We start from the raw sequence: 10,973 nt of genomic DNA, 5'->3' as shown, positions 1-10,973 counted from the left end.
TAAACCGGACTGCAATCTCTGGGCGTCATGATCCGAGCTGGCCTTCTGGAGGCTCGGATCAGCGCTCGGGGGGCGCCCGTGAAGATCGACGTTGTCGAGGCCCTACAGCTCACGCCGGAGGACAGCGCCCGCTGGACCGCCCTGCAGACGTTGCAGCCACGCCTGGATTCTCCTTTCCTGTCGCCCGAATGGGCCAAGGCGGTCGCCGTCGCCCAGCGCGAGAAGGGCGACCGCGTGAAGGTCGCCGTCATCCGTGACGACGACGGCCAGGCCCTGGCCTTCCTGCCGGCGCGTATCAAGGCCGGCGTGGCCATGCCGGCCGGCGCGCCGATGTGCGACTATCAGGCGCTGGTTTCAGCCGCCGACGTCGCCGTCGATCCGCGCCATCTGCTGGCGGCCCTGAAGGCCCAGCGCCTGGATTTCTGCCACATGCTGGCCGACGACGAGACCCTGGCCCGCCACGGCCGCGGCCAGGCGGACTCGTGGATCGTCGACGTCTCGGCCGGCTATGACGCCTATGCCGCCGATCGCAAGACCGCCGGCGTCGGCGTGCTCAAGGACATCGACAAGAAGCGCCGCAAGGCCGAGCGCGAGGTCGGGCCCTGCCGCTACACGCCGATGTCGGACAGCCGCGCCGATTTCGACCAGTTGATCGAGTGGAAGCGCGAGCAGCTCCTGGCCACCGGCCAGACCGATCTCTTCAAGACCGACTGGGTCACCCGGCTGGTCACCGACCTGTTCGAGCGCCGCGACGGCGATTTCGGCGGCGGGCTCTACACCCTGCACCTGGGCGACGAGCTGGCGGCGGTGCACCTGCACCTGCGCGGCAAGCACACGATCCACGGCTGGCTGATCGCCCACAACGCCAAGTTCGAGCGCTATTCCCCCGGCCTGCTGCTGTTCCAGGACATCCTGAAGGGCATGAACGCCGGGTCCTACCACCGGCTGGACCTGGGCACCGGGGACTACCGCTTCAAGCGCGAGCTTTCCAACGCCCGCCAGACCGTGGTGTTCGGCTTCTACGGCGCGCCCTCGCCCGCCACCTTCGTGCGCTCGGCCGCCTGGGGCGTGCGCCAGGTCGCCGAGGCCCTGCCGCTGGGCCGGATGTCGGCGCTGCCGGGCAAGGCCATGCGCCGCATCGACCTGCTGCGCGGGCTGCACTGAGGCTGACCAGGCCTTCCGCGCCGGCTAAGCTGCCGGCGGGAACGGGAGGATGACCATGCGGCGGCTGCTTCTGCTGACGGTGTTGTGCGCGGTCGGCTGCGCCTCCGGCGTCTTTCCGGCCGGCGCTCCGCCTAGCGCCTGGGCGGTCGCCCGCATCGAGACCGGCATTACCGCGATCGAGGACATTCAGGCCGTCGGGGTCGGCGACAGCGCCGGCATGGCCCGGGCGGCCCGCACCCGTGTTCGCGGCCTTCGCTGCGCTCCCGCCGAGGCGGGCCGGTTCCGCTGCACCTACCAGACGGCCCTGAGGATCGCGCCAGGCGAATGGACGCCGCGGACGCGGACCTTCGAGCGGCCGGCGCATCCTTCGCCCAGCCAGCCCCAGGCCGAAGGCTGGGTCGTGGTCGAACCGCCGGCGCGCTAGGGCCCTACCCGGCCTTGCCGGTCTCCAGATAGGCCTTCAGGCGGTCCTGCTGCTGGCCCAGCACCTGGTCTACGATCGGGGCGATCTTATCGAGGCCGCCACGCATGTAGCCGCCGGCGTCGTAGCTCCAGGTCACCGTGGTCTTGCCGTCCTTCTCGGCCAGGGCCCAGATCATGTGGCCGGTCGCGCCCGAGAGCTGAAGGGGTCCCAGGCCGCCGAACAGGGTCAGCTGCTTGCCGGGCTGGGCGTTGACCGTGGTCATGTGCAGCACCGAGCCGCCGTTCGGCATCTTCTCGCAGAAGCAGGCGCCCGAGGCCGCGCCCAGCGACAGGTTGGCGGCCGACCCGGACCAGGTGTGCTCGCTGCTCCACCACTTGGCGGGTTGAACCAGCGCGGCCCAGACCTCGGCGGCGGGCTTGGCGATGACGACCGAGCGCTTGGTGGCGAAACCGTTCGACTGGGCGTCCAGCACCTCGGCGCGGGCGGCGCCGGCCGAGAGCAGGGCGAAAGCAATAGCGGTGGCGGCATGCTTCATGGCGCGTCTCCGAGGCCGAAGTTCCGCGATGAAGCGCCGCCATTGGATCGGAGACAAGCGGAAATGGGGTGCGACCGAACCTCGCCCTTCGACGGGCTCAGGGTGAGGTTCGAGTGCAGGGTCGCTTCTTGATCCTCATCCTGAGCTTGTCGAAGGACGAGGATCACGCGCCGATCGAAAGGCTTTACGCCTTCTCGAACACCAGCGGGCCGCCCCAGAAGCTCTGGACGAGGCCGTTCTGCGGGCCGGGATGGCCGGTGGTCAGGAACACGCGGCCGCCGCCCGTTCCGGGGTCGTACTCCGGGTGACGCTCCAGGTAGCGCTCCAGGGAGTCGGCGGTCGAGGCCGGCTGGTGGATCACCGGGGTGCCGGCCGGAAGGGCGGCGCGGAAGATGTCGGCGATGATCTCGTAGTGGGTGCAGCCCAGCACGGCGCGGTCGGGATAGCGGCCGATGCGGGTCTTCAGCGCCTGGACATAGCCCTCGACAGCCTTGGCCAGTTCGACGACGCCGGCGTCGGCCTCGATCATCGGCACCAGGTCCGGGCAGGGCTGCGAGAACACCGCCAGGTCCTGCTTTCGCTTGTCGATCTCGATCTCGTAGACGCGGGAATTGGTCGTCCCCTGGGTGGAGAATACGCCCAGCACGTCCAGTTGCTCGACCTTGTCGCCGCGGCGCTCGGCTTCGTGCTCCCACGGCAGGCCGGTGGCCGCCTCGATGGTCGGCACGATGATGCCCAGGATGTTGACGGGGCGCCCCAGCGCCTTGCGGTAGCCCGGCAGCCAGGTCTGCTGCAGGCGGCGAAGGGCGATGGCAGAGGCGGTGTTGCAGGCCAGGACCACCAGGCTGGCGCCGGCCTCGAACAGCCGCTCGCAGCCGGCCCGTGTCAGGTCGACGATCTCCTCGCCGGGACGGCCGCCATAGGGGGCGTTGGCCTGGTCGGCCAGATAGACGAAGTCCGCTTGGGGCAGACGCTGCACGAGGGCGCGGTGGACGGTCAGGCCCCCTACGCCGGAGTCGAAGACGCCGATGGTCATGCAGCGAGCATTAGACCCGGTCGCGCGCGTCGTCCATGCGCCGGGGCGGCTTCGCGAAAAGGTTACGGTCCTGTCATGTGACGAGGCCGCGACCTTGGCCTAGGGTCCGGCCACACTTAACGGAGAGCCTTCCGTGCAACGTCGCACCTTCCTTCTCACGACCGCCGCGGCCGCCGCCGCGAGCGCCGCCGCGCCCGGCCTTTCCTTCGCCGCGGAGACCAACCCCTTGCTCGCTACGTGGACCGGTCCGTACGGCGGCGTTCCCGCCTTCGACAAGATGAAGATCGCCGACCTGAAGCCGGCCGTCGAAGCGGCCATGGCCAAGAACCAGGCCGAGATCGACGCGATCACCGCCAACAAGGCCGCGCCGACCTTCGCCAACACCATCGCCGCCCTGGAAGACAGCGGCCGCACGCTGAACGACGTGGTCTGCTACTACGGCATTTGGGGCTCGAACCTGAGCTCGCCGGAGTTCCAGGCCATCGAGCCCGAGCTGGACGCCAAGTTCGCCGAGTTCGGCGACAAGATCACCCAGAACGCCGCGCTCTTCGCCCGCATCGAGGCCGTCTACAACAGCCCCGAAAAGGCCAAGCTGACGCCCGAGCAGCAGCGCGTCACCTGGATCTATTACACCAACTTCGTGCGCGCCGGCGCCAAGCTGGACCCCAAGGCCAAGGCGCGGGTCGCGGCCATCAACACCGAGCTGGCCGGCTACTTCACCAAGTTCAGCCAGAACCTGCTGGCCGACGAGGAGACCTATATCGAGCTGACCGACGCCGACCTGGTCGGCCTGCCGGACTCGATCAAGGGCGCGGCCGCTTCCAGCGCCGAGCAGCGCAAGCTTCCGGGCAAGCACATCATCGTCAACACGCGCTCAAGCGTGGACCCCTACCTCACCAACTCGCCGGTGCGCGCCACCCGCGAGAAGGTCTGGAAGGCCTTCGTCAACCGCGGCGACAACGGCGGCGCGACCGACAACAACGCCCTGATCGCCAGGATCCTGAAGCTGCGCGTCGAGCGCGCCAAGCTCCTGGGCTACCAGACCCACGCCCACTGGCGCCTCGAGAACGCCATGGCCAAGACGCCCGACAAGGCCATGGCCCTGATGGAAGCCGTCTGGACCCCGGCCATCGAGCAGGTGGCCAAGGACGTGGCCGAGATGCAGGCCATCGTCGACGCGGAAGGCGGCGGCTTCAAGATCGAGCCGTGGGACTACCGCTTCTACGCCGAGAAGGTCCGCAAGGCGAAGTACGACCTCGATATGAACGAGGTGAAGCCGTACATGCAGTTGGAGAAGCTGCGCGAGGGCATGTTCTGGGCCGCCGGCCAGGTCTACGGCTTCGAGTTCAAGAAGGTCGAAGGCGTTCCGGTCTACCACCCGACCATGACCGTCTACGAGGTGCTGCGCGACGGCAAGCACGTGGGCCTGTGGTACTTCGACCCCTATGCTCGCCAGGGCAAGCGCTCGGGCGCCTGGATGAACGCCTACCGCAACCAGGAGCGCTTCAAGAAGCCGATCGCCACGATCGTCTCCAACAACTCCAACTTCATCCAGGGCAAGCCCGGCGAGCCGGTGCTGATCTCGTGGGATGACGCCAACACCCTGTTCCACGAGTTCGGCCACGCCATCCACGGCCTGAACGCCGACACCACCTATCCGACCGTCTCGGGCACTAATGTCGCCCGCGACTATGTCGAGTTCCCCAGCCAGCTGAACGAGCACTGGCTGTCGACGCCGGAAGTGCTGAACAAGTTCTGCGTCCACTACCAGACCGGCAAGCCGATCCCGCAGGCCCTGGTGGACAAGATCAAGAAGGCCTCGACCTTCAACCAGGGCTTCGACACCACCGAGTACCTGGCCAGCGCCCTGATCGACATGAAGCTGCACCTGGCCGGCGACGTGGACATCGATCCGGACGCCTTCGAGCGCGACGAACTGGCCAAGCTGAAGATGCCCAAGGAGATCGTCATGCGGCACCGCACGCCGCAGTTCGGTCACGTGTTCTCGGGCGACGGCTACTCGGCCGGCTACTACAGCTACCTGTGGGCCGACACCCTGACCGCCGACGTCGCCGAGGCCTTCCAGGAGGCGCCGGGCGGCTTCTACGACAAGCCCACCGGCCAGCGCCTGATCAAGACCATCATGTCGCGCGGCAACTCGGTCGACCCGGCTGAGCAGTTCCGCGCCTTCCGCGGCCGCGACGTCAAGATCGGCGCCCTGATGCGCGACCGCGGCTTCCCGGTGCCCCCGGGCGCCTGATCGCCGTCTCTGATCTGAGCTGAAACGACAGTGCCCCGCCCGGTGAAAGCCAGGCGGGGCGTTTTCGTTTTTCAAGATCCTCCCCCTCTGGGGGAGGTGGCGCGAAGCGCCGGAGGGGGGCGTTTTCAGCTGCCGCAATCGTCGGCCGATCTCGCAGCCACTCCCCTCTCCGTCGGCTTCGCCGACACCTCTCCCACAGGGAGAGGATCTTGCTATGCCGCCCGCCTTGCCGCGCTCGCGCCGCCCGCCCCGATCTTGAACCGGCTGACCAGCCGCGCCAGTTCGGCGGCTTCGTTGGACAGCGAGTGACTGGCGGCGGTCGATTGCTCGACCATGGCGGCGTTCTGCTGGGTGGCCTGGTCCATCTGGTTCACCGCGACATTGACCTGGGCCAGGCCCGTGGCCTGTTCCTGGGCGCCGGCGGCGATCTCGGCGACGGTGCGGTTGATGTCCTGCACTCCGGCGGTTATGCGGCTCAGGGCCTCGCCGGTCTGTCCGACCAGGGCCACGCCCGCGTCGACCTGCTGGCCCGACGCCCCGATCAGGCTCTTGATCTCCTTGGCGGCCTCGGCGGAGCGCTGGGCCAGGGCCCGGACCTCCGACGCCACGACCGCGAAGCCCTTGCCCGCGTCACCCGCCCGCGCCGCCTCGACACCAGCGTTCAGCGCCAGGAGGTTGGTCTGGAAGGCGATCTCGTCGATCACCCCGATGATGTTGCCGATTTCGCGTGAGGAGGCCTCGATCTGGGTCATCGCCGCGACCGCGCGCTCGACCACCTCGCCGCCAGCCTCGGCGTCCTTGCGGGCGGCGTCGACCGACTTGCGGGCATGGCCGGCGCCCTCGGCCGCGCGGCGGACGGTGGCGGTGATCTCGTCGAGGGCGGCGGCGGTCTCTTCCAGGCTGGCGGCCTGCTGCTCGGTGCGGCGCGACAAATCGTCGGCCGCGTGGCTGATCTCGCCCGAGCCGGCCCGGATGCCGCCCACCGCGCCGCTGATCGTCGTCATCGTCTCCTGCAGCTGGCCCATGGCGGCGTTGAAGTCGCTCTGCAGCTTGCGATAGGCGGGCGGGAAGGTCTGGTCGAGGCGGACGGTCAGGTCGCCGGCCGCCAGCTGTTCCAGGGCCTGGCCGACCTGGGCGACGACGGCGGCCTGTTCGCGGGCGCCGGCGGCGCGCTCGGCCTCGTTGGCGCCACGTTCGGCCTCGGCCTGGCGGCGGTGCTCGGCGGCCTCGCCCTCGACCCGCAGCTTCTCGATGGCGGCGTCCTTGAAGGTCGAAACGGCCTGCGCCATCGCGCCGATCTCGTCGCGACGGCCCAGGGCCGGCACGGCCACGGCGTTGTCGCCGCCGGCCAGGCGGCGCATGGCGGTGGTCATGGCGTCGACCGGCGTGGCGATGCTGCGCGCCAGCAGCCAGCCCATCAGCACGGCGATGGCCACGGCGGCCGCGCCGCCGAGCGCCAGGGCCAGTGTCGCGGCGGTGAAGGCCTTGCCCTGGGCCTGGATCCGGGCGGCCAGTTCGGCGCTCTCGGCCTCGTCGATGGTCTTCAGCGCCTTGCGCACATTGGTCAGGCGGCCGCTCTTGCCGATGTCGAGGCGGGCGGCGTCCAGCCGGGCTGCATCCTGGGCGGCGGCGATCTGGGCGCGGGTCTCGGCGCGAAACACCCCCACGGCCTGGTCCAGCTGGGCCAGGCGCGCCTTCTGGTCTTCCTGCTCGGCGCCGGCGCTCAAGGTCTGGTGCGCCTCGTCGTACCTAGCCTGGAAGTCCTCGTACTTCTTGACGAAGGAGGGATCGAGGCTGGCCACGAAGCCGCGGGCGGCGTTCTGCTGCTCGACCAGTTCGGCCGAGGCCTTCTCGACCGTGGCCCGGTAGGCGTAGCTCTCGGCGTTCAGGGCGGTGACGCGCTGGATCGACGACAGGCCGTTCCAGGCCAGGAGGCCGGCGCCGGCCACGGCCGCCACCAGGACGGCGAAGGCGACCACCAGCTTGTGCGCCACCTTGAGGTTGCTGAGCATCTCGAGAACTTCCCAGGATAGAATTGGGAAGAGTTTCGCTCTATAGAATTAATGGAATTTATTCATGAACACGAATGACGTCCGCTGGGCGTCATTCCCGATTGTTTTAGCCCATGAAATCGCTGTTCTGAAAAGAAGTGACACGATGATGCGTCATCTCGCCGCAGAGATAGACTCGTTCAGGCGAGTCCAGGGATATTAGTCCGTATGCTGATTACTTGCGGATGCATTTAGAGCGAAATCGCCTTTTCAGGGATGTTTCGATCTATGCGCGCTAAGCGGGAATCGTGAGATAAGCAACGGCGCACGGTCGCAACCGGGGGACGGGGCCGCGCGTATTGCACGCATGGTCGAGTTCTCGGCCGAGCCAGGACGCCCTCGATGGAAGCCCCTCGTCCCCTGCCCTTGATCGGTCCCATGCTGTGGCTGGCGGCCGCCGCCTTCACGGCCGGCTTCGGCGGCTACCTGCTGGTGGGTCTGGGCGCGCGATAGGACGTGGGCGCCCACCTTTCCCGCTCAGGCGGCGAGAAAGGCGGATAGCCGCAGGCCTCAGCGGCCGCCGGTCGAGCCGAAGCCGCCGGCGCCGCGGTCGGTGTCGTCCAGGGCGGCCACCAGGCTCCAGGCGGCTTGCACCACCGGGGCGATCACCAGCTGGGCGATGCGATCGCCGCGACGGATGACGAAGTCCTCGGCGCCCAGATTGGCCAGGATCACCTTCACTTCGCCGCGATAGTCACTGTCGATCGTGCCCGGCGAGTTCAGGCAGGTGATCCCCGCCTTGGCCGCCAGGCCCGAGCGTGGCCGCACCTGGGCCTCGAAGCCCTGCGGCACGGCGAACGCGAGACCGGTCGGCACCATGAACCGGGCGCCCGGCTTCAGGGTCAGGGGGGCGTCCTCCTCGACGGCGGCGCGCAGGTCCATGCCGGCGGCGCCGACCGTCTCGTAGGCTGGCAGCGGCAGGCCGTGGGCGTGGGCCAGCTGGACGACGGGAATGTGGGGCGTGGTGGTCATTTAGGTCAGGGCTTCCGCGATGCGTTGGGCGATGGCCTGGGCGACGGCGTCCTTGGACGCGCGCTCCCAGCGTTCGGTATGGTCCTTGGCGATCAGCAGGACCGCGTTCTCGGTTCCGCCCATGACGCCCGGCTCGGTGACGTCGTTGGCGATGATCCAGTCGCAGCCCTTGCGGGCCAGCTTGGCGCGGGCATGGGCCTCGACGTCGTCGGTCTCGGCCGCGAAGCCGACCACCAGTTTCGGCCGATCGGGACCGGAGGCGGCCAGGGTCGCCAGGATGTCGGGGTTCTCGACGAAGGTCAGGGCCGGGGGGCCGCCCTTGTCCTTCTTCAGCTTGGAGCCGAACACCTCGTCCACGCGCCAGTCGGCGACGGCGGCGACGAACACCCCGACCTCGGCCGGCAGGGCAGCCTCGCAGGCGGCCAGCATCTGGCGGGCGCTCTCGACGTCGACGCGGGTCACCCCCGGCGGCGTGGGCAAGGCCACGGGGCCGCTGACCAGGGTGACGCGCGCGCCCAGGCGGGCCAGCGCTTCGGCGATGGCGTAGCCCTGGCGGCCGCTGGAACGGTTGGTGATCCCGCGCACGGGGTCGATCGCTTCGAACGTCGGACCGGCCGTGACCAGGGCGTGCCTGCCGGCCAGGGGGCGGGCGGCGGGGCCGCGCAGCATGGTGACGATCGCCTCGAAGATCTCCGGCGGCTCGGCCAGGCGTCCGGGTCCGAACTCGCCGCAGGCCATGGCCCCTTCGTCGGGGCCGACGAACGACACGCCGTCGGCCTTCAGGGTCGCCACATTGCGCTGCACGGCCGGGTGCAGCCACATCCGCACGTTCATGGCCGGGGCCATCAGCACCGGCTTGTCGGTGGCCAGAAGCGTGGTCGAGGCCAGGTCGCCGGCCAAGCCATTGGCGGCCTTGGCGATCAGGTCGGCGGTGGCGGGGGCGACCACCACCAGGTCGGCCGAGCGCGACAGCTGGATGTGGCCCATCTCGGCCTCGTCGGTCAGCGAGAACAGGTCGTCATAGACCTTGTCCTCGCTCAGCGCCGCCAGCGACAGCGGGGTGACGAATTCGGCGCCGGCCTTTGTCAGGATCTGCCGCACGCCGATCCCGGCCTTGCGCAGCAGGCGGGTCAGCTCCAGGGCCTTGTAGGCCGCCACGCCGCCGCCGACGATCAGGAGCACGCGCTTGCCGCCCGGGATGTCGCTCACCTTGAAGGCCTCTCGTTCGCCGGTTCCCCTCCGCGCATAGAGCGCCTCGCGCCCGCAGGCAATCGCGGCGCGCTTCGGAAGGCGGAAAGCTTAACGGTGGGACTCGACTCGCGTTCTTTTTTCGTTCACTAATCGTTAAGGTGGTAAATAACGAGGTGTGGCGATCATGACGGGAGCGTGGCGTTTCGGACTTCTGGCCCTGCCGGCCTTGCTGCTGGCGGCCTGTGACGGCGGGGCCTCGGCGGTGAAGGCGCCCAAGGGCGGCCAGGTCGCGTCGAGCGAGGGAACCAACAGCGGCGGCGGCGCGCCGGTCTCGCGCGAGGTCGCCGACGCGTCGGCGAGTGCGCGGCAGGCGGCCGATCCACGCGATGCGCCGGTGCGGCTGATCGCCGGCCGGCCGATGTGGGCCGCCAACCGCACCCGCAGCGCCGAGGAAAACGCCCAGCGCGGCTTCGAGCGGTTCGGCGAGGCTTTCGGCGCCCGCGACGTAGACGACTATGTGCGCAAGACCCACGCCTTCGTGGCCAAGCCGCCGGCCGGGGTCCAGACCCTGAAGCGGACGAACGGCGACACCCTGATCTACGACCCTGCCGGCAACGTCTTCGCCGTGGTCACCCGGGCCGGGGCGCCGCGCACCATGTTCAAGCCCGACGACGGGGCCGACTACTGGCGTCGCCAGAAGGAAGGGGCGGCCCGCCGCACGGCGGCGTCCGAGCGGCGCGGCCAGGACGGCGCCGGCTGAGCAGGACCAGGACTAGGACCAGACATTGGGGGGGCGGAGGCATGAAGGAACAGCCGATCCCGGACGCGGCGATGCGCGATCCAGCGGCCACCGAGCTGGCGCGAATCTGGGTGGCCGAGCACGGCCTGCACTGCGCGTTGCGCATCGGGGTCTATGACGAGACGCCGATCGACGAGGCGCGGGCCTGGGGCATGATGCTGGCCGACCTGCTGCGTCATCTCGGGCGGGGCTTGTCGGACTATTATAACCGGGATCCGGTCGAGGTGGTCGACGTCCTGCTGGAGGCGATGCGCGACGAGCTGGCCAGTCCCAGCTCGCCGATCAGCGGCGGCCTGAAGCGGTCGCGCGACGACGAGCCCGAGGCCGGCCAAGCCAAGGCGCACTGACGAAAACAGGAGCTGGCGTCGCGGTTGACCGTGCGCCGTGTCACAGTCGCGCGATGGACGCACGGCTAGGGCGAAGGTTCGACCGTGCCGGCGGTCGGATGGCCGGATGCGGCTTGGAGCAAGTCTCCGGCGCGTCCGGACGCCTGGCGCGGCGCCGGCCCGGACGGCCGGCTGCGTGAGGGCATGAGGGCATG

The 10,973-nt window shown here is 69.4% G+C and carries 11 protein-coding genes; 6 read left to right on the top strand and 5 right to left on the bottom strand.

Annotated features, from left to right (window positions below):
• Positions 1 to 78: 78 nt before the first annotated feature.
• Both SGCZBJ_RS23780 and SGCZBJ_RS23775 read left to right on the top strand, forming a co-directional pair.
• Positions 79 to 1,164, top strand: coding sequence for a GNAT family N-acetyltransferase (locus SGCZBJ_RS23780; protein ID WP_101720394.1), 1,086 nt, complete (start codon positions 79 to 81; stop codon positions 1,162 to 1,164).
• Between the two features lie 55 nt (positions 1,165 to 1,219).
• Positions 1,220 to 1,588 (top strand): hypothetical protein, encoded by a 369-nt coding sequence (locus SGCZBJ_RS23775; RefSeq protein ID WP_101720393.1) that lies wholly within the window; start codon positions 1,220 to 1,222, stop codon positions 1,586 to 1,588.
• Between the two features lie 4 nt (positions 1,589 to 1,592).
• Here SGCZBJ_RS23775 and SGCZBJ_RS23770 read toward each other — a convergent pair whose 3' ends face one another.
• Both SGCZBJ_RS23770 and SGCZBJ_RS23765 read right to left on the bottom strand, forming a co-directional pair.
• The gene (locus SGCZBJ_RS23770) at positions 1,593 to 2,123 is read right to left on the bottom strand and encodes an SRPBCC family protein (RefSeq protein WP_101720392.1); all 531 of its coding nucleotides are present in this window, start codon (positions 2,121 to 2,123) and stop codon (positions 1,593 to 1,595) included.
• A 184-nt stretch (positions 2,124 to 2,307) separates the two neighbouring features.
• A complete protein-coding gene (locus SGCZBJ_RS23765; RefSeq protein ID WP_101720391.1) occupies positions 2,308 to 3,159 on the bottom strand; it encodes a glutamate racemase in 852 nt (283 codons plus the stop codon).
• Between the two features lie 133 nt (positions 3,160 to 3,292).
• Here SGCZBJ_RS23765 and SGCZBJ_RS23760 point away from each other — a divergent pair, with 133 nt between their 5' ends.
• The gene (locus SGCZBJ_RS23760; RefSeq protein WP_101720390.1) at positions 3,293 to 5,419 is read left to right on the top strand and encodes a M3 family metallopeptidase; all 2,127 of its coding nucleotides are present in this window, start codon (positions 3,293 to 3,295) and stop codon (positions 5,417 to 5,419) included.
• Positions 5,420 to 5,631: 212 nt separating this feature from the next.
• On the opposite strand, the gene SGCZBJ_RS23755 is transcribed toward SGCZBJ_RS23760, so the two are convergent.
• The gene (locus tag SGCZBJ_RS23755) at positions 5,632 to 7,431 is read right to left on the bottom strand and encodes a methyl-accepting chemotaxis protein (protein ID WP_101720389.1); all 1,800 of its coding nucleotides are present in this window, start codon (positions 7,429 to 7,431) and stop codon (positions 5,632 to 5,634) included.
• Positions 7,432 to 7,812: 381 nt separating this feature from the next.
• Here SGCZBJ_RS23755 and SGCZBJ_RS26295 point away from each other — a divergent pair, with 381 nt between their 5' ends.
• A complete protein-coding gene (locus tag SGCZBJ_RS26295; protein WP_240621626.1) occupies positions 7,813 to 7,923 on the top strand; it encodes a hypothetical protein in 111 nt (36 codons plus the stop codon).
• A 57-nt stretch (positions 7,924 to 7,980) separates the two neighbouring features.
• Here SGCZBJ_RS26295 and dut read toward each other — a convergent pair whose 3' ends face one another.
• Entirely contained in the window at positions 7,981 to 8,442 is a 462-nt protein-coding gene (dut, locus tag SGCZBJ_RS23750; RefSeq protein ID WP_101720388.1) for a dUTP diphosphatase, read from the bottom strand.
• Positions 8,443 to 9,642 (bottom strand): bifunctional phosphopantothenoylcysteine decarboxylase/phosphopantothenate--cysteine ligase CoaBC, encoded by a 1,200-nt coding sequence (coaBC, locus tag SGCZBJ_RS23745; RefSeq protein WP_165799434.1) that lies wholly within the window; start codon positions 9,640 to 9,642, stop codon positions 8,443 to 8,445.
• A 175-nt stretch (positions 9,643 to 9,817) separates the two neighbouring features.
• Here coaBC and SGCZBJ_RS23740 point away from each other — a divergent pair, with 175 nt between their 5' ends.
• A complete protein-coding gene (locus SGCZBJ_RS23740) occupies positions 9,818 to 10,393 on the top strand; it encodes a hypothetical protein (protein WP_101720386.1) in 576 nt (191 codons plus the stop codon).
• A 41-nt stretch (positions 10,394 to 10,434) separates the two neighbouring features.
• Positions 10,435 to 10,779 (top strand): DUF5076 domain-containing protein, encoded by a 345-nt coding sequence (locus SGCZBJ_RS23735; protein WP_101720385.1) that lies wholly within the window; start codon positions 10,435 to 10,437, stop codon positions 10,777 to 10,779.
• Positions 10,780 to 10,973 lie beyond the last annotated feature (194 nt).

It is taken from the genome of Caulobacter zeae, from assembly GCF_002858925.1.
Lineage (GTDB): Bacteria > Pseudomonadota > Alphaproteobacteria > Caulobacterales > Caulobacteraceae > Caulobacter > Caulobacter zeae.
Note: the sequence above shows the minus strand (reverse complement) of the source record. Positions and strands in the feature narration are given on the sequence as shown.

What these genes read in the sequence shown, in the direction of transcription:
- SGCZBJ_RS23765 (WP_101720391.1), bottom strand. Translation starts at nt 3,159, where the DNA reads ATGACCATCGGCGTCTTCGACTCCGGCGTAGGGGGCCTGACCGTCCAC.
- SGCZBJ_RS23770 (WP_101720392.1), bottom strand. Translation starts at nt 2,123, where the DNA reads ATGAAGCATGCCGCCACCGCTATTGCTTTCGCCCTGCTCTCGGCCGGC.
- dut (WP_101720388.1), bottom strand. Translation starts at nt 8,442, where the DNA reads ATGACCACCACGCCCCACATTCCCGTCGTCCAGCTGGCCCACGCCCAC.
- SGCZBJ_RS23740 (WP_101720386.1), top strand. Translation starts at nt 9,818, where the DNA reads ATGACGGGAGCGTGGCGTTTCGGACTTCTGGCCCTGCCGGCCTTGCTG.
- SGCZBJ_RS23735 (WP_101720385.1), top strand. Translation starts at nt 10,435, where the DNA reads ATGAAGGAACAGCCGATCCCGGACGCGGCGATGCGCGATCCAGCGGCC.
- SGCZBJ_RS23755 (WP_101720389.1), bottom strand. Translation starts at nt 7,431, where the DNA reads ATGCTCAGCAACCTCAAGGTGGCGCACAAGCTGGTGGTCGCCTTCGCC.
- SGCZBJ_RS26295 (WP_240621626.1), top strand. Translation starts at nt 7,813, where the DNA reads ATGGAAGCCCCTCGTCCCCTGCCCTTGATCGGTCCCATGCTGTGGCTG.
- SGCZBJ_RS23775 (WP_101720393.1), top strand. Translation starts at nt 1,220, where the DNA reads ATGCGGCGGCTGCTTCTGCTGACGGTGTTGTGCGCGGTCGGCTGCGCC.